We start from the raw sequence: 20,499 nt of genomic DNA, 5'->3' as shown, positions 1-20,499 counted from the left end.
CAAGCCCGGCAATGACAGTGTTGGCACCCTTACCGTTCCGTCAGCTTCAGCTCGATGCGGCGGTTGCGCTTGTAGGCTTCCTCGGTCGGCGCCGTGTCGAGCGGCTGGAATTCGGCAAAGCCTGCGGCGACCAGCCGCTGCGCGGGGACGCCGAGCGAGACCAGATACTGCACCACCGAGATCGCGCGCGCCGATGACAGTTCCCAGTTCGACTTGAACACCGGGCTGTTCATGATCGGCCGCACGTCGGTGTGGCCGTCGACCCGCAGCACCCAGGCGATTTCAGTCGGGATCTTGCTATCGAGTTCGACCAGCGCGGAAGCAAGCTTGTCGAGCTCGGCGCGGCCTTCGGGCAGCAGCAAGGCTTGTCCGGTGTCGAAGAACACCTCGGATTGGAACACGAAGCGATCGCCGACGATCCGCACATCCGGCCGATTGCCGAGAATCGCACGCAGCCGCCCGAAGAACTCGGAACGGTAGCGCGTCAGTTCCTGCACCCGCTGCGCCAGCGCCACGTTGAGCCGTTGGCCGAGATCGGCAATGCGGCCCTGCGATTCCTTGTCGCGCTTTTCGGAGGCGTCGAGCGCTTCTTCAAGCGCGGCGAGCTGCCGGCGCAGCGCGCTGATCTGTTGGTTCAGCACCTCGATCTGCGCCAGCGCGCGCGACGTCACCGCCTTCTCGGAATCCAGCGCCTTGTTGAGTTCGTTGGCGCGGCCCTGGGCGTCGTTGCCGGCGCCGGCGAGCCCCTCATAAAGCCCCTTGATGCGATCGCGCTCCGCTTCCACCGATGTCAATCCGGCGCGCGCCTGCGAGAGCTGGTCGCTGAGGTTCAATCCGGTGAGTTTTTCCAGCGACAGCAGATCGTTCAACTGCGCGATCTTGGCGTTGAGCGCCTCCAGCGCCTTATCCTTGCCGGTAACTTCCTGCGACAGGAAGAACTGCACAACGAGAAACACCGAGAGCAGGAACACGATCGAGAGCACCAGCGTCGACAGCGCGTCGACGAAGCCCGGCCAGTAGTTCATTCCCGATTCGTTGCGGCGTGCACGCGCGAGGGCCATCGGCTAAATCTCTTTATGTCTGAGCATGATCTTATCCGAAAACCGGAACGCCACTTTTCGGGATCATGCTGTTAACTTTTCTCGGGTTGGCGCGCGATCCGCTCCAGCAGTTTCTTGATCTCGCGGTTCTGTTCGCCCTGGCCGTCGGCCCATTCGCGGATCATCTGCTGCTCGGTGCGCATATGCGCGACCAGGCCCTGAATGGCTTCGGCGAGATTGGCCATCGCCGCCGTGGTGCTGCGGCTGCTGCCGCCTTCCTCGACCACCGCACGCAGCCGCTCCATCGCGTGCTGCAGCTCGCCGGAAACACCGGTGGTGCCGTCGCCTGAATATTCGCGCACGGTCGAGGCGAGCCAGTCTTCCAGGTCGGTATAGAAGCGGTTCTGCGCCTGGCTCGATTGCAGGTCGAGGAAACCCAGGATCAGCGATCCGGCGAGGCCGAACAGCGAGGAGGAGAACGAAATGCCCATGCCCTTGAGCGGCGCCGCCAGACCCTCCTTCAGGGTATCGAACAGCGAGCCCGAATCACCACCGACCTTCAGCCCCTCGATCACCTGGCCGACGGAGCCTACGGTTTCGATCAGGCCCCAGAAGGTGCCGAGCAGGCCGAGAAAGACCAGCAAGCCGGTCATGTAGCGGGAGATGTCGCGGGCTTCGTCCAGCCTTGTTGCGATCGAATCCAGCAAATGCCGCATGGTCTGCTGCGAGATCGACATCCGCCCGGTGCGCTCGCCGCCGAGTATCGCCGCCATCGGCGCCAGCAGCGTGGGACGCCGGTCGATGGCGAGACCGGGATCGGCGATGCGGAAATTGTTGACCCAGGAGACTTCCGGGTAGAGCCGGATCACCTGCCGGAACGACAGGATGATGCCGATCAGAAGCACCGCGCCGATCAGGGCGTTGAGGCCGGGATTGGCGAAGAACGCGGTGACGATCTGCTTGTAGAGCACGGTCATGACCAGGCCGCACAGCACCAGGAACACCAGCATCCGCACTAGAAAGATCTGTGGCGACGACAATTTGGTGAGCTCGATCTCCATTTCGGAGCGGGCGGAGGGGCCTTGGGGCATTGCGGGGGTCTTCCGTTGCGAAAAGCCGCGTTTGGGAGGCCAATATGGCACAGCACGGCTGAGAAAAAAGATCGGAAAGCGCTGTTTCAGGCAAACGAGGGGGAACTTCACGCCGAAACCGGGCTTTGACTTGAGCGTATTTTGGAAACGTTCTTTGTCCAACCGGGATTTTCATGACGGTCCTGCATCTCGAAGCGCCGGCGGCGATGGCCGTTTTGCTCTCGGTCCGGATGGCGGCCGCCCGGATGGTGCAGCCACGCACCGGCAATGCCGGCTGGGTGAATGCAATCTGGACCCTTTCGCTCGGTTTGGCCCGTGTAACCGGCATTCCGTCGCGGGAGCCGCAGCTGCTGCGCTCGCGCGATCACCGCTATCGCGACTATCCGTTGCGTGCCCGTCAGTTCTTCTCGCTGTCGCCGCAAGATGATCCCCGAAAGTGGAGGCCGGTTATCCAAAATGGATCGTGCTCAGAAAAGGGAGTGGTCACATGAGCTTTGTTTCCACGATCATCGGCACTGCTGAGCGGGTGCCGCTGCCTGACGTCATCATCCGTGCCGCGATCCACCGGCTGTGTTCGCGCACCGCAACAAGACTCGCCATCGGCAACGCCGAAAGCGACGCCTGGTTTGCCGACGAGATGGCCGCGCGTGCCATCGCCGAATACAGCGACGAGGCCACCGCGCAGCATCACGAGGTGCCGTCGGCGTTCTTCGCGCTTGTCCTCGGGCCACACCGCAAATATTCCTCGTGCTTCTACCGGGAGCCGGCCACGACATTGCAGGAGGCCGAAGAGGAGGCGCTGCGTCAGACTGTCGGGCATGCCGATATCGCCGACGGCCAATCGATTCTCGAATTCGGCTGCGGCTGGGGTTCGCTGTCGCTGTGGATGGCGCGGCAATTCCCGCATTCGGAAGTGACGGCAGTATCGAACTCCGCCTCACAATGCGAATTCATCGAGGGCGAAGCCGGCAAGCGCGGATTGAAGAATCTGCGTGTGGTTACCGCGGAGATGAATTTGTTCGATCCGCAGACGCAGTTCGATCGCATCGTCTCCGTCGAGATGTTCGAGCACCTGCTGAACTGGCGCGAATTGATGTCGCGGATCCGTTCGTGGCTGAAGCCCGACGGCCGCTTCTTCATGCACATCTTCACCCATCGCTCGGGCGCCTACCTGTTCGACCGCGCCGATGGCGAGGACTGGATCGCGCAGCATTTCTTCACCGGCGGCATGATGCCGAGCCACCATCTGATCCGGCAATATTCCGATCTGCTCGAAATCGAAAAGGAATGGCGCTGGAGCGGGCTGCATTATCACCGCACCGCGCAGGATTGGCTGGCCAATTTCGATCTGCACCGCGAGGAGATCGAAGCGGTGTTGCGTCCTGTCTATGGCCGCGAGACCGCGTTGTGGATGCGGCGCTGGCGCTGGTTCTTCCTCGCAACGTCAGGCCTGTTCGGCTACGCCGACGGCAGCGAATGGGGTATCAGCCACTACCGGATGAAGACGGCTGGTTAACGGGGAGCAGTGATTCGCGCCAGTTTTGCGCAAATTCGCGGGATGCCGCGTTTGGAGCGCCGGTTCCCGCTTACACTTGTTGCGTTCCATTCCGACGCGCTGAAGCGTGACGTTGTCACAATCCAGTGAGTCAACAAAACCGCTGTTTGTTCAGTGTGATAGCGTCGTGTGACATTGGGCCGCCGCGAATGCGCATTGCATCGCAGCAAACTCATCCTATCCTTGATCTCAACAAGAACGCGGTGTCTTCGCGACATATCGCGCAAACATTTGTTTGCGCTTCAACTCGACTAAGGGGCGATATTTCTGATGTCTGGAATTCGTGCGCAATCGGCTGGCCTCGCGCTCATGCTCCTTGCGATGGCGCCGCTGTTGGCTGGATGCAAAGAGCCAACCGCTGCAACGGCTGCCGTGCCACATTCTTCCGAGCCAGACGTCAGTGTCGTTACCGTGAGGCCTCAGGCGCGTGCGATTATCCGCGAATTGCCGGGCCGTATCGCGCCGACCCGTGTTTCCGAAGTGCGGCCGCGGGTGTCCGGGATTGTCGTCGAGCGCCTGTTCCATCAGGGCAGCGAGGTCAAGGCCGGCGACGCCCTCTACAGAATCGATCCGCGGCCGTTCGAGGTCGAGGTGCAATCGACCGAAGCCGCGCTGGCGCGCGCCAAAGCCACGCTCGATCAGGCCGCATCGCATGCACGCCGCATCGCCACGCTGACTAGCCAGCGCGCAGCCCCCGAAGCCGAGAACGAAAAGGCCATCTCGGCCGAGCGTCAGGCGGCCGCCGATGTCGAAGGCCGCAAGGCCGACGTTGCCCGCGCCAAGCTCAATCTAGATTATGCGACCATTCGCGCCCCGATCGACGGCGTCGTCGGCGCCGCGCTGGTGAGCGAAGGCGCGCTTGTCGTGCAGAACGAAACCACGAGCCTTGCGACCATCCAGCAGCTCGATCCGATCTATGCCGATTTCACCCAATCGGTGAACGAACTCAATCAGCTGCGCCGGGCGGTGGAGAGCGGCGATCTCGACCGTATCGCGCCCGACGCCATGAAGGTTCGCCTGGTGCTGGACGACGGCTCGGTTTATCCGATTGCCGGCAGATTGCTGTTCTCGGACGCCAAGGTCGATGCCCATACCGGGCAGGTGACGTTGCGCGGCGAGTTTCCCAATCCGAGGCGCGAATTGCTGCCGGGCATGTATGTCCGCGTGCTGATCGAGCAGGGCATCGATACCGACGCCATCGCGGTGCCGCAGCAGGCGATCCAGCGTAATGGCGGCGGCGGCAGCGAAGTGTTCGTGGTCAAGAGCGACAACCTCGTCGCCGTCCAGCCGGTACGCACCGGCTCGCTGCAGAGCGGCCAGTGGTTCGTCACCGAGGGCTTGAAGGCCGGAGACAGGGTCATCGTCGAGGGATTCCAGAAGTTTGCCGCCGGCGATAAGGTCCGGCCGCAGCTGCTGACCGAGGCCGACGCGTCCGCCGATTTCGCTGGCGCCAAGCCGTCCGCGCAAGCGACACGGTAGATTAGATGCCGAGTTTCTTCATCGACAGGCCAATCTTCGCCTGGGTCGTCGCGCTTTTCATCTGTCTGATCGGCGCGATCTCGATCCCGTTGCTGGCGATCGCGCAATATCCGATCATCGCACCGCCCTCGATCTCGATCTCGACCAGCTATCCCGGCGCGTCGCCGGAAAACCTCTACAACAGCGTCACGCGGCTGATCGAGGAAGAGCTCAACGGCGCCAACGGCATCCTGAACTTCGAATCCACCAGCGACTCGCTCGGTCAGGTCGAGATCATCGCCAATTTCGTGCCCGGCACCGACACGGGGACGGCGTCGGTGGAGGTGCAGAATCGCATCAAGCGCGTCGAGGCACGTCTGCCGCGCGCGGTGATCCAGCAGGGCATCCTGATCGAGGAAGCTTCCAGCGCCGTGCTGCAGATCATCACGCTGCGCTCGACCGACGGAAGCCTCGACGAGGTCGGCCTCGGCGACTTCATGATTCGCAGCGTTCTCGGCGAAATCAGGCGCATTCCCGGCGTCGGCCGCGCCACGCTCTACTCCACTGAACGCAGTCTGCGTATCTGGGTCGATCCGGCCAGGCTGGTCGGCTACGGGCTGACCGCCGATGACGTCAACAAGGCGATCACGGCGCAGAACGCGCAGGTAGCCTCCGGCAGCATCGGCGCCGAGCCGAGCACGGATGACCAGAAGATTTCGGCGCTGGTGCTGGTCAAGGGACAGCTCTCGTCGCCGGACGAATTTGGCTCGATTATCCTGCGTGCCAATGCGGACGGCTCGACGGTGCGGCTGCGCGACGTGGCCCGGATCGAGATCGGCGGATTGAGCTATCAGTTCAACACGCGGCTTAACGGCAAACCAACGGCGGGTCTGTCGGTGCTGATGTCGCCGACCGGCAATGCGCTGGCGACCGCAAGCGCGGTCGAAGCCAAGATGAAGGAGCTGTCGCGCTTCTTCCCGGCCAACATCGCCTATGAAATTCCCTACAACATCACGCCCGTTGTGAAGGCCTCGATCGAAAAGGTGCTGATGACGCTGGTCGAGGCCATCGTGCTGGTCTTCATCGTGATGTTCCTGTTCCTGCAGAACATCCGCTACACGATCATCCCGACCATCGTGGTGCCGGTGGCGCTGCTCGGCACCTGCGCGATCCTGCTGGCGGCCGGTTACTCCATCAACATGCTGACGATGTTCGGCATGGTGCTGGCGGTCGGCATTCTGGTCGACGACGCCATCGTGGTGGTCGAGAACGTCGAGCGTATCATGTCCGAGGAGGGCCTGCCGCCGAAGGAGGCCACCCGCAAGGCGATGTCGCAGATCACAGGCGCCATCATCGGCATTACGCTGGTGCTGATCGCGGTGTTCGTGCCGATGGCGTTCTTTCCGGGATCGGTCGGCGTCATCTACCGGCAGTTCTCGGTAACGATGGTCGCGGCGATCGCGTTCTCCGCGCTGCTGGCGATGTCGCTGACGCCGGCGCTGTGCGCGACCTTGCTCAAGCCGGTCACGGCCGGCCACGGCCATGCCCGGAAGGGCGTTTTCGGTTGGTTCAACCGCGCGCTCGACGGCACCAAGGATGGTTATACGCGCGTCGTCGGGCACTCCTTAAAGCGAACCGGCCGACTGATGCTGATCTATGCGGCGCTGATCGTCGGGCTGAGCTGGGCCTTTATTCGCTTGCCCGGCGGCTTCCTCCCGGTCGACGACCAGGGCTTCATCACCACCGACGTGCAGACGCCGGCTGACTCGTCCTACGCCCGCACCGAGGCGGCGGTCGAGAAGGTCGAGCAATATCTGGCCAAGCGTTCCGGCGTCGAGAACGTCACCTTCCTCACCGGCTTCAGCTTCCTCGGCCAGGGCATCAACACCGCGCAGGCCTTCATCACGCTGAAGGACTGGTCGGATCGCGGACCGAAGGATTCGGCCGCGGCGATCGTCAACGACATCAACCGCGATCTGTCCTCGATCCGTGACGCCCGGATTTCCGCGCTGCAGCCGCCGCCGATCGATAATCTCGGCAACTCCTCGGGCTTCTCATTCCGCCTGCAGGACCGCGGCCAGAAGGGTTATCCGGCGCTGGTGAGCGCCGCCGAGCAGCTGATCGCGGAAGCCAATGCCAGCCGCGTGCTGCAAAAGGTCTATGTCGAAGGCCTGCCGCCGGGGCCGCAGGTCAATCTGATGATCGACCGCGAGAAGGCCGGCGCGTTCGGCGTCACCTTCGAGGACATCAACAACACCATCTCGACCAATCTCGGATCGAACTACATCAACGACTTCCCGAACCGGGGCCGGATGCAGCGCGTGATCGTGCAGGCCGACCGCGGCAGCCGCATGAACGCCGACGACATCCTGAACTACAACGTCAAGAACAGCCGTGGCCAGCTGGTGCCGCTGTCCTCGTTCGCCTCCGTCGAATGGTCGAAGGGGCCGACGCAGATCGCCGGCTTCAACTACTATCCCGCGGTACGCATCAGCGGCGAAGCCAAGCCCGGCTTTACCTCGGGCGATGCCATCGCCGAGATGGAGCGGCTCGCCGGCAAGCTGCCGCGCGGCTTCGGCTTTGAGTGGACCGGGCAATCGCTGCAGGAGAAGCTCTCGGGCTCGCAGGCGCCGTTCCTGCTTGGCCTGTCGGCGCTGGTGGTGTTCCTGTGTCTGGCGGCGCTCTATGAAAGCTGGACCATTCCGCTCGCCGTGCTGCTGACGGTGCCGCTTGGCATCTGCGGTTCGGTGCTGGCCGCGTCGTTGCGCGGCTTGCCGAACGACGTTTACTTCACCGTCGCCCTGATCACCATCATCGGACTGGCTGCGAAAGATGCCATTCTGATCATCGAGTTTGCCAAGGAGCTGCGCGCGCAAGGCAAGCCGCTGGTCGAAGCGACGATCGAAGCCTGTACCTTGCGTTTCCGCCCGATCCTGATGACCGGTCTCGCCTTCGTTTGCGGCGTGCTGCCGATGGTGATCGCGACCGGCGCCGGCGGCGCCAGCCAGCAGGCGCTCGGCACCAGCGTGATGGGCGGCATGATCGCGGTCGTGATCCTGGCGCTGCTGATGGTGCCGGTGTTCTTCGTCGTGGTGCAAAGGTTCTTTGCGGGAGACCGGGAAGTGGTGGCGGAAGCGCAGGCCGCGCCGAGGCCGGCGGAGTAGCGATCATTCACCGCAACGGCCCGTCGCATCGACCGGCAGGCTCCTGGCATCCCGTTCCGCGCCCATAAACAGGCTGCCGCCGGCACCGCAACTTCCGCCCGTCCTGAGCCGCTCGCCCGCCTCGAAGCGGGCGGAGAGCGCGCTGCGCCCGAACGTGCGCCAGACGGTGACGCTGCCGCCTTCACAATCGATGTAGCAGGACAGGGTGGGCATGATCCGGTCGATGAACGTGGCGTGCCATTCGCAGATGGCGCCGCTCGCCAGGCGTTCGCCGTTGGCGAGGTCGGCAGCAAGGCGCAGGCTGTAGCGCCAGTCGTAGCCGCCACCCGATGGATCGCTGCGGTAGGGCTTTCGTCGGGATCGAGATCAATCTCGATCCGCATCGAACTCACTTCGCCTGATCTGCGCTTGTCATTTCTGGGCGAGGACAGATCGATGGGACGTGGCGGATCATAGTTCGCGGCAAAGCAGGTCGTGCCGCCGCGTTCGGGCAGGGAGGGTCCGATGCCAGAGGTAGATCGCCAGTACAAGAGCGGAGAGGAGCGTGGTGGCCGCGGCGGCGGCGGCGCCGTTTACAGCGGCTTCAGAATCTTCACCAGCTCTTTGTGCACGAACTCGTTGCCGCAGATCAGGTGACCGGTCGTGAGCGGATCGTCGTCGCCCGCCATGCCTGACACGACGCCGCCGGCTTCGCGGATCATGATCTGTCCGGCTGCCATGTCCCATGGTTGAAGATTGCGCTCCCAATAGCCGTCGAGGCGGCCGGCGGCGACGAAGGCCATGTCGAGCGAGGCGGCGCCGAACCTTCGAAGGCCAGCAACCCGCTGCTGGATCGCGGTCATTTCCAGCCGCGACTGAGCATGATCGCCGCGTCCGATATGCGGCAGACCGCAGCCGACCACGCATTCGTCGAGCTGGCGCCGGCCGGCGACGCGCAGCCGCTGGTCGTTGAGGAACGCGCCCTTGCCGCGCTCGGCGATGTAAAGCTCGTCATTGGCCGGATTGTAGATCACGCCGGCGATGATGGTGCCTTCGCGCTGCAGGCCGATCGAGATCGCGAATTGCGGAATGCCGTGCAGGAAGTTCGTCGTGCCGTCCAGCGGATCGACGATCCAGGTATGGCTCTTGTCGGCGCCTTCGCGCGTGCCGCCTTCCTCGCCGATGAAGCCGTAACCCGGCCGCGACTTGGTCAGATCCGCATAGAGCAGTTCCTCGGCGCGCTTGTCGGCCATGGTGACGAAATTCGCAGGCCCCTTCAGCGACACCTGCAGATGCTCGACCTCGCCGAGGTCGCGCTTGAGGCTGCGGCCGGCGTGGCGCGCGGCTTTCACCATGACGTTGATAAGGGCTGAATGCAGCATGATGCGGGGCTTATGGGTTAGGAGGGAAACGGCCAATGCCGCCAAGGGTAGTGCAAGGGTTGAGAGACTGGGTGCCCTGACGATGTGTCGCCGTCAAGGCGTCATTTCTTGTCGTTGCCGATCCATTTGCGGGCGGCCTCCTGGGCCCTGGCGCGGTCCTCGGGACCGAGGTCCGCCAGCGCATCGTCCAGCATCGGATCGCCCTTGCCGGCGGTCTTGGCGACAATGTGCCATTTCAGGGCCTCGACCTTGTCCACCGGCGCGCCCTGTCCACTGACCAGCACGCGGGCGAGGCGGTTCTGCGCAATCGGGCTGTTTTGCCGGGCCGCCTTGCGGAGCATCGCGACCCCGGCGGCCTCGTTCTTCGGTGTGCCGGTGCCGTTATAGAGCGCGATCGCGTATTCGACCTCGGCATCGACATTGTCGGCCAGCGACGCGGCCTGCAGCAGGCGCACCGCCTTGTCGATGTCCTTGGGCACGCCGGTGCCTTCCTTGTAGAAGGTCGCAAGCGCGTATTGCGCTTCCGGGTTTCCTGCGTCGGCCGCGACCCGCAGCAATTCGGCTGAACGTTTCACATCCTGCGGCAGCGTCTGCCCGTCGAGATACAGCAGCGCCAAATTATACGCCGCCTTGGGACTGCCGAGCTTGGCGGCGGAAGCCAGCAGCTTGACCGCTTGCTCGCGGTTGACCGGGCCGCCGCGGCCGGAAAGCTTCATCATCGCCAGCGCAAACATGCCCTCGCGGTCGCCGGCGTCGGCGGCGCGCTGGTACCATTCGATGGCTTTCGCGTAGTCGCGCTTGACGCCGAGGGCGCCGGAGTAGAGCTCGCCGATCATCGTCATCGCCTTGGCGTCGCCGGCATATTGCGCCCGCGTCAGCGCCAGATCGAGCGCGGTCTTGTAGAGGCCGCGCTGATAGGCGCCGTAGACGAGATCGACATTGGGATCGTCAAAGCTGGGCGTGGGTGAAGCTGTCGGAGCGGGCGTCGCGGCCGGTTTGGGCGTGGCCGCAGGCTTCTTGGCGACAGCGGGCGCCTTCGGCTTCGGAGCCTCCTTGGAAGCATCCTTGGAAGTCTCTTTGGTCGTCGCTTTGGGCGCCTCTTTCTTCGCGGCCGGCTTGCTGGCAGGCGCTGGCGTTTGCGCAGCGGGCGGCGTCAGCGAGATCTGCGCCGATGCGCCGGCCGCCGCCATCAGGCAGCAGCCAAGGATCGATATCGGACGCAGCAGTCTCATGTCCGGCGCTATCCCCGTCCGGTCGTCGGCTCGGTGGCGTTGTCCGTGCTCTTGTTTTTTCCAAACGCGTCGGCGTGTGCTTGCGTGATCGTCTGCTCGATATCGACCAGCGCCGCCTCGGGCCCGCGCGGATCGGCCCAGATGAAATCGCCGACAAGCACGAAATCCGCACCCGCGGCGGCAAATTCGCGGGCCTCCTCGCGTGAGGCCGCATAGCCGACGCAGGGCGGTTCGAACAATTCATCCCACCATTGCAGGCGCTCGGCGATCGCTTCCGCCGAGGGGCGCTCGCCTTTGGCGTCGGGTTCACCGAACAGCACGTAGTCCGCACCCGCTTCGCCCGCGGCCATCGAATCGTGCCGCGTGGCGAGGCCGCCGACGCCGGCGATGCGATCGGGCTTCAGGGACGGGAAGGCGTCTTCGATGGCAGCTAACCCGGTCAGATGCGCGCCATCGGCGCCGCCACGGGCCACCAGCTCCACATGGCCATCAAGCAGCAGCGCCGCGCCGCCGTCCTGGACCGGGGCCGCCAGCGCCTTGATCCGCGAGATCATGGTGCGCTGGTCGGTCTCGCGCAGCCGCAGCAGCACGGCGGCGACGTCGGCCGCGGCGAGCAGTCCGGGGAGGCTGGCGATGAGCTGCGACGGGTCGTCCACGACCGATGTCGCGAGATAGAGGCGCGGCACCGGGCGCTGCGGAACGGGTTTAGCGGCCAATGCTATGCCACCTTCTTTTCCAGGCCGGCTTCCCACTCACCCTTGCTCGCCAGCGCATTCATCCGCGCCCGGTGCGTGAAGGCGCGCTGGCCGGCCGCGACGTTCTCGGCCTTGCCCGACCACGCCTTTTGCGGCGCCGCCTGCAGCGCGCGGCCGTAGGAGAAGGTCAGCCGCCAGGGCAGGCCGCCGATCCGGTTCATGGCATTGAGATGCGCAGTCGCATCCTCGTCGGACTGTCCGCCGGAGAGGAAGGCGATGCCGGGGACGGCGGCCGGAACGCAGCTCTTCAATAGCCGGACGGTTTTCTCCGCGACCTCCTCGACGGACGACGGTTTCGGGCTTTTCTTGCCTGCGATCGCCATGTTGGGTTTCAGGATCATGCCCTCCAGCGCGACGCGCTGGATCCGCAATTCCTGGAATGTCTTGTTCAGGACGCGCTGGGTCACCTCAAAGCAGCGGTCGATGTCGTGATCGCCGTCCATCAACACTTCCGGCTCGACGATCGGCACGATCTGCGCCTGCTGGCACAACGCGGCGTAGCGGGCGAGCGCATGCGCGTTGACATGGATCGCGGTCATGGAGGGAATGTTCCGGCCGTCAGTGCCGTGGCCGATGTCGATCACCGCCCGCCATTTGGCGAACCGTGCGCCGCGCTCGTAATATTTCTTCAGGCGCTCGGCGAGCTTGTCGAGCCCGGCCGTGATCAGTTCGCCGGGGCAGTCGGGCAGGCCCTGGGTCCCCTCATCCACCTTGATGCCGGGGATGGCACCGGACTGCTCGATCAGCTTGACCAGCGGCGTGCCGTCCTTGGCGTTCTGCCAGATGGTTTCGTCATAGAGGATGACGCCCGAGACGTATTTGCTCATCGCCTCCTGCGAGCGAAACAGCATTTCCCGGTAGTCGCGGCGCGTCTCCTCGGTCGATTCGACGCTGATGGCGTCGAACCGCTTCTTGATCGTACCTGAGGACTCGTCAGCGGCGAGTATGCCCTTGCCCGGCGTGACCATGGCGAGGGCGACCTTGTTGAGGTCAGCGAGATTCATCGATCCGTTCTCCAGACACCTGCCTTGCAAACCAAAATAGGCGGTTCTCGGGCAATTGCCTAGAAAACGTTCGTCGCGGCCGGCAGCCTCCGCGGCGGGTTGGCGCGGGGTCAGGCGACCTTGGGATCGAGCTCGCCCTTGCTGTAGCGCTTGGCCATTTCGGCCGTGGTCAGCACCTTCTTGATCTTGCTGGCCTGGCCCGCGGTGTTGAATTCCTGCAGCCGCTGCTTGCACAGCTTGGTCATCGCTTCCATCGCCGGCTTGAGATATTTGCGCGGGTCGAACTCTTCCGGATTGTCCTTCAGAACCTTGCGGATCTGCCCGGTCATCGCCATGCGGTTGTCGGTGTCGATGTTGATCTTGCGCACGCCGTGCTTGATGCCGCGCTGGATTTCGGAAACCGGCACGCCCCAGGTCGGCTTCATCTTGCCGCCGTTGGCGTTGATGATCTCCTGCAGGTCCTGCGGCACCGAGGACGAACCATGCATCACCAGATGCGTGTTCGGCAGCTTGCGGTGGATCTCCTCGATCACGTTCATGGCGAGGATGTCGCCGTCGGGCTTGCGGGTGAACTTGTAGGCGCCGTGCGAGGTGCCCATTGCGATCGCCAGCGCGTCGACCTTGGTCTCCTGGACGAATTTGACGGCCTCGTCGGGATTGGTCAGCAACTGGTCGTGCGACAGTTTGCCTTCGGCGCCATGACCGTCTTCCTTGTCGCCCATGCCGGTTTCGAGCGAGCCGAGCACGCCGAGCTCGCCTTCCACCGAGATGCCGCCGAGATGGGCCATGCCGGTGACGGTCTTGGTGACGCCGACATTGTAATCCCAATCGCCGGGCGTCTTGCCGTCGGCCTTCAGCGAGCCGTCCATCATGACCGAGGTGAAGCCGGCCTGGATCGCGGTCATGCAGGTGTCGGGAGCATTGCCGTGATCGAGATGGACGCAGACCGGAATCTGCGGATAGATTTCGGTGACGGCGTCCATCATGTGCTTGAGCATGATGTCGTTGGCGTAGGAGCGCGCGCCGCGCGAGGCCTGGATGATGACGGGCGCATCCAGGCTGGAGGCGGCCTCCATGATGGCCAGCGCCTGCTCCATATTGTTGATGTTGAAGGCCGGCACGCCGTAATCATGCTCCGCCGCGTGGTCGAGCAGTTGACGCAACGTAATCCGAGCCATCCGAATTCTCCTTGTATTTACAGCGCCTAAGCGCTCGATCTGCTGTCAGTTGAAGGTACTAGCGAATTTTTAGAACTTCGACACCGGGCAGGGGTTTCCCCTCCATCCATTCAAGAAACGCGCCGCCGGCGGTCGAAACATAGGAAAAATCGCCGGCCACGCCGGCCTGGTTCAGGGCCGCGACGGTGTCGCCGCCGCCCGCGACCGAGATCAGCTTCTTGGCCTTGGTGCGCTCGGCGGCGTGCCTGGCCGATACCATGGTGCCGCGGTCGAACGGCGTCATTTCGAAGGCGCCGAGCGGGCCGTTCCAGACCAGCGTCGCGGCGTCGTCGATCGCAGCGTGGATCCGCGCGATCGATTGCGGGCCGACGTCGAGGATCATGCCTTCGGCCGGAATGGCGTCGAGGCCATAGGCATGCGAGGGCGAATTGGCCGCGAAATGATAGGCGACCACGGCGTCCACGGGCAGGATGATGGCGCAGTTCGCGGCCTCGGCCTTTTCCATGATCCGCAACGCGGTCGCCGCCAGATCCTTCTCGGCCAGCGATTTGCCGACGCCGACGCCCTGCGCGTGCAGGAAGGTGTTGGCCATGCCGCCGCCGATGACGAGCGCGTCGACTTTGCTGACGAGGTTTTCCAACAGATCGATCTTGGTCGATACTTTTGCGCCGCCGATGATCGCGATCACGGGCTTGGTCGGTGCTTCCAGCGCCTTGCCGAGCGCGTCGAGCTCAGCCTGCATGGTGCGGCCGGCATAGGCCGGCAGCTTGTGGCCGAGTCCTTCAGTCGAGGCGTGGGCGCGATGCGCCGCCGAGAACGCGTCGTTGACCCAGATGTCGCCGAGTTTTGCCAACTCGGCGACAAAGGCCGGATCGTTCTTTTCTTCCTCTTTGTGAAAGCGGGTGTTTTCCAGGCAGAGGATGTCGCCATCCTTCATCGCGCCGACTGCTTTCTCGGCAGCCTCGCCAATGCAGTCATCGGCAAAACCAACCGGCTTCTTGATGACCTCCGACAGCGCCGCCGCGACCGGCTTCAGCGACTCCTTGACGTCGCGTCCCTTCGGCCTGCCGAAATGCGCCAGCAGGATGACTTTGCCGCCCTTGCTGGAAATCTCGATGATGGTGGGGGCGACGCGCTCCAGGCGGGTGGCATCGGTCACGCGGCCATTGTCGGTGGGGACGTTGAGGTCGACGCGCAGCAGCACGCGTTTGCCCTTCACGTCGACGTCATCGAGGGTGCGGAATGATTTTGTCATTGGGCTGTCTCTTGTCCCGGGCGCACCGCGGCGCGAAGCGCCGCTGTGCAGAACCGGGACCCATGGTGGGGCTGTGGTCGCGGTGCAGATGGGTCCCGGCTCTGAGGAGCAGCGTGAAGCACGCTGCACCGCGTCCGGGACACGAGACGTAAGCTTACAGCAGCTTCCCCATCGCCACGGCGGTGTCGCCCATGCGGTTGGAGAAACCCCATTCATTGTCGTACCAGGACATCACCCGCACCAGCGTGCCATTCTGCACCTTGGTCTGGTCTACATGGAAGGTGGACGAGTGCGGATCGTGGTTGAAGTCGATCGAGACGTTGGGCGCGGTGGTATAGCCCAAAATGCCCTTCAGCTCCTGCTCGGAGGCGCGCTTCATCGCTTCGTTGATTTCCTTCACGTCGGTGGCGCGCTTGGCGACGATCTTGAGATCGACCACAGAGACGTTCGGGGTCGGCACGCGGATCGCGACGCCGTCGAGCTTGCCCTGAAGCTCGGGCAGCACGAGGCCGATCGCCTTGGCCGCACCGGTGGAGGTCGGGATCATCGACATCGCGGCGGCCCGGCCGCGGTAGAGGTCGCTGTGCAGGGTATCGAGCGTCGGCTGGTCGCCGGTATAGGCGTGGATCGTGGTCATGAAGCCGGTTTCGATACCGACGGTGTCGTTCAAGACCTTGGCGATCGGGGCTAGGCAGTTGGTGGTGCAGGAACCGTTGGAGACCACGAGATGGTCGCGGGTCAGCTTGTCGTGATTGACGCCGTAGACGATCGTGGCGTCAGCGCCATCCGACGGCGCGGATACCAGCACGCGCTTGGCGCCGGCGGTCAGATGCGCAGTGGCCTTGGCCTTGGCGCTGAAGATGCCGGTGCATTCCATCGCGATGTCGACGCCGAGTTCCTTCCACGGCAGTTTTGACGGATCGCGTTCGGAGGAAACCTTGATCTTGCCGTTGCCGAGGTTGATCGAGTCGCCGTCGACGGTCACGGTGCCGGGGAAACGGCCATGCACGGAATCGAAACGCAGCAGATGGGCGTTGGTCTCGACCGGGCCGAGATCGTTGATCCCTACGACTTCGATATCCTTGCGGCCGGACTCCGCAATCGCCCGCAAGATATTGCGGCCGATGCGGCCAAATCCGTTGATTGCGACCCGGATTGCCATGCTCGTTTCTCCTTTAATAGCTGGTGTCACCCCCGCGGAATGGCTCCACGGCGGTGCTTACGGCGGATCGCCCGGTTCGGCCGGGCGAGAACGGTCAAGATGAGCTTTTAGGTAGACCTTTTTGCCAACAAGCTCAACCGTCTGCAGAGCGCCGCAGAGTTGAAGTTCCTGCAATGGTTGCCGTCAGGAACTTCAACTCGACAAGCGGCGCTGCAAAGTTAGCTGTCGTCTACTGCCCTTTTGTGTCCGAAGTTCGCAGGGCCGCAAATGGCGCGCGAACTTCGGAAACGGGCACCTATAGGCGCTTCAGGGCAGCGTTAACTACAGCCTCGGCGGTAATGCCGAAGTGCTTGTAAAGGTCCTTGGCTGGCGCGCTGGCGCCAAAGCCGTGCATGCCTATGAATTCACCATCCTGGCCGATCACGGCGTCCCAGCCCCAGCGTACCGCGGCCTCGATCGCGATCTTGACCGGTGCGTTGCCGATCACGGACTTCTGGCGGTCCGCCGGCTGCGCCAGCAGCAATTCGAGCGAAGGCACCGAAACCACCCGCGACGCGATGCCGCGTTCGGCTAGCTGCTTCTGGGCGGCGACCGCGATCTCGACCTCGGAGCCGGAGGCGAACAGCGAGACCTTTGCCTCGCCTTGCGCGGCGACCAGTTCATAGGCGCCGTGGCTGCAGGGATTGTCGTTCGGGGCAGTGGTGCGCAACTGCGGCAGGTTCTGGCGGGTCAGCGCCAGCACTGTCGGGCCGTCGATGCGGTTGAGCGCGAGCTCCCAGCATTCGGCGACCTCGACGGCGTCGCAGGGCCGGAACACGCGCATGTTGGGAATCGCGCGCAGCGCCGCCAGATGCTCGACCGGCTGATGCGTTGGTCCGTCTTCGCCAAGCCCGATCGAATCATGGGTCATGACATAGACGACGCCAGCGCCCATCAGCGCCGCGATCCGCATCGCCGGCCGCGCGTAATCGGTGAACACCAGGAAGGTGGCGCCATTGGGCGCAAAACCGCCATGCAGGAAGACGCCATTCATGGCCGCGGCCATGCCGTGCTCGCGGATGCCGTAGTGGATGAAGCGACCCTTCGGCGTCTTGGCGGAAAACGCCACAGCCGATTTCGCCTTGTTGTTGTTGGAGCCGGTCAGATCGGCCGAGCCGGCGAGGAATTCCATCCGCATTGCGCCGGCGATCGCCTCGATCGCCGATTCCGAGGATTTCCGGGTCGCGACGTTCTGCGGCGTCTCGAGCAGCTTCTTCTTGTGGTCGCGCAGCGCCTTGGCGAGCGAGGCCGGGCGCTCATGGCGCAGTCGGCGCTCGAATTCGGCGCGCTTGCGCGGACCCAGTTCGCCGAAGACACTTTCCCATTCCTGGCGTGCGGCAGCGCCGCGGCTGCCGGCGGCGCGCCACGCTTTGAGGACGTCGTCAGGCACCGAGAACGGCTCGAGCGAAATGCCGAGCTTTTCCTTGGCGCCCTTCAGCTCTTCGGCGCCGAGCGCCTCGCCATGGGCTTTTGCGGTGCCGGCGCGGGTCGGCGCGCCGAAGCCGATCGTGGTCTTGCAGGCGATCAGCGACGGCTTGTTGGATTTCTGAGCGCGGGTGATCGCGGCGGCGATTGCCTTCGGATCATGGCCGTCGATCAGTTCGGCGGCCCAGCCGGCCGACTTGAAGCGCTTCACCTGGTCGACCGAATCGGCAATCGAAGTCGGGCCGTCGATCGAAATGCCGTTGTCGTCGTAGAGCACGATCAGCTTGTTGAGCTTCCAGTGCCCGGCCATCGCGATCGCTTCCTGCGACACGCCTTCCATCAGGTCGCCGTCGGAGGCGAGCACATAGGTGTGATGGCCGACCACCTTCTTGCCGAACTCGGCCGCGAGCATCTTCTCCGCCAGCGCCATGCCGACCGAAGTCGCGATGCCCTGGCCGAGCGGACCCGTCGTGGTCTCGATACCCTTGGTGTGGAAGTTCTCGGGGTGACCCGGCGTCAGCGATCCGAGCTGACGGAAATTCCGGATCTGGTCGAGCGTCATGTCCTTGTTGCCGGTCAGGTACAGCAACGCATACAGCAGCATCGAGCCGTGCCCGGCCGAGAGGACAAAACGGTCGCGGTCCGGCCACTTTGGTTCGGCGGCATCGAATTTCAGGAACTGGGTGAACAGCACGGTCGCGATGTCGGCGGCGCCCATCGGCAGGCCGGGATGACCGGATTTCGCCTTCTCGACGGCATCCATGGCGAGGCCACGAATCGCATTGGCCATACGGGAATGATCGACCTGCGTCATGATGAAAATCCGCTTGAAATGAGGAGGTTGATGTCCGCCCGCCGGCGAACTGCAGTGATGGGGCTGCCCTTCGGCAGAAGGACTTAAGGGCTGGATAGCACCTCAATTCCCGGAGTCCAAGGCTCAGGAAACGCACTTCCGGTGCGAAAGGTTGCTTATCCGTATGATCCGGAAGAGCGGATACCGGGTTTCCACGGGACCGGCGCGAAGCTCGCCCGATCTACCGGTGCATAGCTTCGCGCGGGCGTTGCGCTGTCCTCGCTTGCCACGTAAATTTAGCGGCCTAACCGCTTGCCGAACCGCAGATTTTGCTGAGCGGCCGGCTTAACCGAAGGTGCGCGCTGTCTCTCATGAGCGATCGTCCCGCCAACGGGGCCGGCAACCCCGAGCTCGCCTTTGCCGACATCGACGCTGCAACAAGGCGGCTGATGGCGGCGCTGGATGCGCTGGAAGCTGCGGCCGAGCGGCGGCGCGATGCCGACCGTGACGAGAATGAACTCGCGAGCCGGATCCAGGCACTCGGCGCCGACCGCTCGCGCCTCGCCGACGAACTCGACGGCTCGCTGGTGAAGACCCGGCGGCTGGAGCGCACCAACCGCGAGATATCGGAAAAACTCGACGCCGCGATCGGCACCATCCGCGCCGTGTTGGACGCCGGAGAAAGCTCATGAGCCACATCAACGTCACCATCAACGGCCGGCAGTACCGCATGGCCTGCGAGGAAGGGCAGGAGGTGCGGCTGCTCAAGCTCGCCGAGAGCCTCGAAGCGCGCGTCGAATCGCTGCGCGGCAAGTTCGGCGAGATCGGCGATGCGCGGCTTACCGTGATGGCGGCGCTGACCGTGTGCGACGAACTGCTCGACGCCAACCATCGCATCCGTGCGCTCGAGGAAGAACTCGAAGCCTTGCGCAATGTGCGCGTAGCAGCCACCGATCGCGCTAGGACGACGCAGACCGCGATCGCCAACGCGCTCAATGCCGCGGCCGACCGCATCGAAAAGACCACGCAAATGCTGAACCGCACCATCGGCGGCGGCGTCGCGATCGGTTAGCGATTTTCTTATCGCCCCGCCTGGCAAAGCTTGCCGGGCTCGGCCTAGCCGGCGGCTTTGCGCCGCACAACCTTGACCAGAGCCTCATCAATCCTGCTCTGCCAACCCGGCCCGCCACGCTTGAAGTGATCGATCACTTCCGGGCTTAGTCGGATAGAGACGGGCTTCTTGGTCGGCGCCTTGTTCGGGCCCCGCCCTCTGCGCAACTCCGGAAAGACCTCATAGAAGGGGCGGGCTTTCGCGAAGTCTTCCTTCGTCCACTCCGGATTGTCACTGACTGCGCGCATGTCGCTCGCAGTGTAGCCCTTCTTGGAAGGGCGCTTCTTAGCGGCGGCTTTCTTCATATGCCTTCCTCTCAATGCTGCTGGCGGGGCGCATGCTGATGATGCTGATGGCCTCCTTGCCGTAGTACGCGAAAAACGACGCAGATGACTCCGCGGATGTTCACGCCGATGGCGCGGTGGCGATTCCCGAGCGCCGGAAGCACAAACGCCTGATCGAAGAACCTCTCATTGAGGTCTGCGAAGTCCATTCCGTGCTTGGCAAGGTTTGCAAGGCGCTTCGGCTCGTCCCAAATGATTTTCATTGATTAAATCGTATATACGAAATAATCCTGCGTCAATGGCAAAGGTCGGAAGCGAGATGTCAGTGCGATTCCGAGGGGCCCTCTGGGAGAGGGTGCCAACTCATTCGCTTGTGTATCGCGCGTTAGCGCTGGCGGATTGGACCTTTAACGCCTACATTGGGTGGGCGAAGCTGCGTCGCGCGTCAGGAGCCATATATCCCCGGGGCCTTATCGATCCTTCAGGGAACTGTCCCTGGCCGGGTCCGTGGATCCGGTCATATGGTGCCCACCTACTTTCGTAGGGAACTCCGGGATCGAGCGCTTCAACGGCCTCTGCGGCTTCGCACTTT

General features: G+C 63.8%; 19 protein-coding genes and 1 other RNA gene. 7 read left to right on the top strand and 13 right to left on the bottom strand.

The window, feature by feature from the left end; all coding sequences use genetic code 11:
• Window positions 1-29 precede the first annotated feature (29 nt).
• Entirely contained in the window at window positions 30-1,061 is a 1,032-nt protein-coding gene (locus JQ609_RS30265) for a peptidoglycan -binding protein (RefSeq protein ID WP_212276388.1), read from the bottom strand.
• 71 nt (window positions 1,062-1,132) lie between these two features.
• Complete coding sequence (locus JQ609_RS30260; protein WP_212213250.1) at window positions 1,133-2,131, bottom strand: flagellar motor protein MotA; 999 nt, start codon at window positions 2,129-2,131, stop codon at window positions 1,133-1,135.
• Window positions 2,132-2,304: 173 nt separating this feature from the next.
• Here JQ609_RS30260 and JQ609_RS30255 point away from each other — a divergent pair, with 173 nt between their 5' ends.
• The 4 genes from JQ609_RS30255 (at window position 2,305) to JQ609_RS30240 (ending at window position 8,308) form a co-directional block, all read left to right on the top strand.
• The gene (locus JQ609_RS30255; protein WP_212276387.1) at window positions 2,305-2,622 is read left to right on the top strand and encodes a hypothetical protein; all 318 of its coding nucleotides are present in this window, start codon (window positions 2,305-2,307) and stop codon (window positions 2,620-2,622) included.
• Window positions 2,619-3,647 (top strand): cyclopropane-fatty-acyl-phospholipid synthase family protein, encoded by a 1,029-nt coding sequence (locus tag JQ609_RS30250; protein ID WP_212276386.1) that lies wholly within the window; start codon window positions 2,619-2,621, stop codon window positions 3,645-3,647. Before JQ609_RS30255 ends, JQ609_RS30250 begins: the two co-directional genes overlap by 4 nt.
• Before the next feature lie 309 nt (window positions 3,648-3,956).
• The gene (locus JQ609_RS30245; RefSeq protein ID WP_212213242.1) at window positions 3,957-5,165 is read left to right on the top strand and encodes an efflux RND transporter periplasmic adaptor subunit; all 1,209 of its coding nucleotides are present in this window, start codon (window positions 3,957-3,959) and stop codon (window positions 5,163-5,165) included.
• Between the two features lie 5 nt (window positions 5,166-5,170).
• On the top strand, window positions 5,171-8,308 hold the full coding sequence (locus JQ609_RS30240; RefSeq protein WP_212276385.1) for a multidrug efflux RND transporter permease subunit: 3,138 nt from the start codon (window positions 5,171-5,173) through the stop codon (window positions 8,306-8,308).
• Window positions 8,309-8,311: 3 nt separating this feature from the next.
• Here JQ609_RS30240 and JQ609_RS30235 read toward each other — a convergent pair whose 3' ends face one another.
• The 9 genes from JQ609_RS30235 to tkt all read right to left on the bottom strand — a co-directional run bounded on the left by JQ609_RS30235 (window position 8,312) and on the right by tkt (window position 18,533).
• The gene (locus JQ609_RS30235) at window positions 8,312-8,521 is read right to left on the bottom strand and encodes a hypothetical protein (RefSeq protein ID WP_212276384.1); all 210 of its coding nucleotides are present in this window, start codon (window positions 8,519-8,521) and stop codon (window positions 8,312-8,314) included.
• A gap of 359 nt (window positions 8,522-8,880) precedes the next feature.
• Complete coding sequence (locus JQ609_RS30230; protein WP_212276383.1) at window positions 8,881-9,669, bottom strand: inositol monophosphatase family protein; 789 nt, start codon at window positions 9,667-9,669, stop codon at window positions 8,881-8,883.
• Window positions 9,670-9,770: 101 nt separating this feature from the next.
• Window positions 9,771-10,901: a tetratricopeptide repeat protein gene (locus JQ609_RS30225; protein WP_212276382.1), complete on the bottom strand. Its 1,131-nt coding sequence runs from the start codon at window positions 10,899-10,901 to the stop codon at window positions 9,771-9,773.
• An 8-nt stretch (window positions 10,902-10,909) separates the two neighbouring features.
• On the bottom strand, window positions 10,910-11,617 hold the full coding sequence (locus tag JQ609_RS30220; RefSeq protein ID WP_212276381.1) for a thiamine phosphate synthase: 708 nt from the start codon (window positions 11,615-11,617) through the stop codon (window positions 10,910-10,912).
• A 2-nt stretch (window positions 11,618-11,619) separates the two neighbouring features.
• Window positions 11,620-12,660, bottom strand: coding sequence for a class I fructose-bisphosphate aldolase (locus JQ609_RS30215; RefSeq protein WP_212276380.1), 1,041 nt, complete (start codon window positions 12,658-12,660; stop codon window positions 11,620-11,622).
• A gap of 110 nt (window positions 12,661-12,770) precedes the next feature.
• Window positions 12,771-13,838, bottom strand: a complete 1,068-nt coding sequence (gene fba, locus JQ609_RS30210; protein ID WP_192736874.1) for a class II fructose-bisphosphate aldolase — start codon at window positions 13,836-13,838, stop codon at window positions 12,771-12,773.
• A 58-nt stretch (window positions 13,839-13,896) separates the two neighbouring features.
• Entirely contained in the window at window positions 13,897-15,093 is a 1,197-nt protein-coding gene (locus JQ609_RS30205; RefSeq protein ID WP_212276379.1) for a phosphoglycerate kinase, read from the bottom strand.
• 154 nt (window positions 15,094-15,247) lie between these two features.
• Complete coding sequence (gene gap, locus JQ609_RS30200; RefSeq protein WP_192736872.1) at window positions 15,248-16,255, bottom strand: type I glyceraldehyde-3-phosphate dehydrogenase; 1,008 nt, start codon at window positions 16,253-16,255, stop codon at window positions 15,248-15,250.
• Window positions 16,256-16,550: 295 nt separating this feature from the next.
• Complete coding sequence (gene tkt, locus JQ609_RS30195; protein WP_212276378.1) at window positions 16,551-18,533, bottom strand: transketolase; 1,983 nt, start codon at window positions 18,531-18,533, stop codon at window positions 16,551-16,553.
• Between the two features lie 350 nt (window positions 18,534-18,883).
• On the opposite strand from tkt, the gene JQ609_RS30190 reads away from it, so the two are divergent.
• Together JQ609_RS30190 and JQ609_RS30185 are read left to right on the top strand one after the other, a co-directional pair.
• Entirely contained in the window at window positions 18,884-19,204 is a 321-nt protein-coding gene (locus JQ609_RS30190) for a DUF4164 domain-containing protein (RefSeq protein ID WP_192736870.1), read from the top strand.
• Window positions 19,201-19,584 carry a cell division protein ZapA gene (locus JQ609_RS30185; protein WP_212276377.1) on the top strand — a complete coding sequence of 128 codons (384 nt, stop codon included), beginning with the start codon at window positions 19,201-19,203 and terminating at the stop codon, window positions 19,582-19,584. The genes JQ609_RS30190 and JQ609_RS30185 overlap by 4 nt, the downstream gene beginning before the upstream one ends.
• A 44-nt stretch (window positions 19,585-19,628) precedes the next feature.
• Here JQ609_RS30185 and JQ609_RS30180 read toward each other — a convergent pair whose 3' ends face one another.
• Entirely contained in the window at window positions 19,629-19,928 is a 300-nt protein-coding gene (locus tag JQ609_RS30180) for a BrnA antitoxin family protein (protein WP_212213199.1), read from the bottom strand.
• Between the two features lie 11 nt (window positions 19,929-19,939).
• Window positions 19,940-20,170, bottom strand: a complete 231-nt coding sequence (locus tag JQ609_RS30175) for a BrnT family toxin (protein ID WP_312014913.1) — start codon at window positions 20,168-20,170, stop codon at window positions 19,940-19,942.
• A gap of 164 nt (window positions 20,171-20,334) precedes the next feature.
• Here JQ609_RS30175 and ssrS point away from each other — a divergent pair.
• Window positions 20,335-20,495, top strand: a non-coding RNA gene (gene ssrS / locus JQ609_RS30170) — 6S RNA.
• Window positions 20,496-20,499: the final 4 nt, after the last annotated feature.

This window comes from Bradyrhizobium sp. AUGA SZCCT0169, from assembly GCF_018130085.1.
In the GTDB taxonomy this organism is placed as follows: Bacteria; Pseudomonadota; Alphaproteobacteria; order Rhizobiales; family Xanthobacteraceae; genus Bradyrhizobium.
This window is presented reverse-complemented; position numbering and strand designations above follow the sequence as displayed.

What these genes read in the sequence shown, in the direction of transcription:
- JQ609_RS30205 (WP_212276379.1), bottom strand. Translation starts at nt 15,093, where the DNA reads ATGACAAAATCATTCCGCACCCTCGATGACGTCGACGTGAAGGGCAAA.
- JQ609_RS30190 (WP_192736870.1), top strand. Translation starts at nt 18,884, where the DNA reads ATGAGCGATCGTCCCGCCAACGGGGCCGGCAACCCCGAGCTCGCCTTT.
- JQ609_RS30240 (WP_212276385.1), top strand. Translation starts at nt 5,171, where the DNA reads ATGCCGAGTTTCTTCATCGACAGGCCAATCTTCGCCTGGGTCGTCGCG.
- gap (WP_192736872.1), bottom strand. Translation starts at nt 16,255, where the DNA reads ATGGCAATCCGGGTCGCAATCAACGGATTTGGCCGCATCGGCCGCAAT.
- JQ609_RS30230 (WP_212276383.1), bottom strand. Translation starts at nt 9,669, where the DNA reads ATGCTGCATTCAGCCCTTATCAACGTCATGGTGAAAGCCGCGCGCCAC.
- JQ609_RS30215 (WP_212276380.1), bottom strand. Translation starts at nt 12,660, where the DNA reads ATGAATCTCGCTGACCTCAACAAGGTCGCCCTCGCCATGGTCACGCCG.
- fba (WP_192736874.1), bottom strand. Translation starts at nt 13,838, where the DNA reads ATGGCTCGGATTACGTTGCGTCAACTGCTCGACCACGCGGCGGAGCAT.
- JQ609_RS30265 (WP_212276388.1), bottom strand. Translation starts at nt 1,061, where the DNA reads ATGGCCCTCGCGCGTGCACGCCGCAACGAATCGGGAATGAACTACTGG.
- tkt (WP_212276378.1), bottom strand. Translation starts at nt 18,533, where the DNA reads ATGACGCAGGTCGATCATTCCCGTATGGCCAATGCGATTCGTGGCCTC.
- JQ609_RS30235 (WP_212276384.1), bottom strand. Translation starts at nt 8,521, where the DNA reads ATGCCCACCCTGTCCTGCTACATCGATTGTGAAGGCGGCAGCGTCACC.
- JQ609_RS30180 (WP_212213199.1), bottom strand. Translation starts at nt 19,928, where the DNA reads ATGAAGAAAGCCGCCGCTAAGAAGCGCCCTTCCAAGAAGGGCTACACT.
- JQ609_RS30255 (WP_212276387.1), top strand. Translation starts at nt 2,305, where the DNA reads ATGACGGTCCTGCATCTCGAAGCGCCGGCGGCGATGGCCGTTTTGCTC.
- JQ609_RS30250 (WP_212276386.1), top strand. Translation starts at nt 2,619, where the DNA reads ATGAGCTTTGTTTCCACGATCATCGGCACTGCTGAGCGGGTGCCGCTG.
- JQ609_RS30175 (WP_312014913.1), bottom strand. Translation starts at nt 20,170, where the DNA reads ATGAAAATCATTTGGGACGAGCCGAAGCGCCTTGCAAACCTTGCCAAG.
- JQ609_RS30260 (WP_212213250.1), bottom strand. Translation starts at nt 2,131, where the DNA reads ATGCCCCAAGGCCCCTCCGCCCGCTCCGAAATGGAGATCGAGCTCACC.
- JQ609_RS30245 (WP_212213242.1), top strand. Translation starts at nt 3,957, where the DNA reads ATGTCTGGAATTCGTGCGCAATCGGCTGGCCTCGCGCTCATGCTCCTT.
- JQ609_RS30225 (WP_212276382.1), bottom strand. Translation starts at nt 10,901, where the DNA reads ATGAGACTGCTGCGTCCGATATCGATCCTTGGCTGCTGCCTGATGGCG.
- JQ609_RS30185 (WP_212276377.1), top strand. Translation starts at nt 19,201, where the DNA reads ATGAGCCACATCAACGTCACCATCAACGGCCGGCAGTACCGCATGGCC.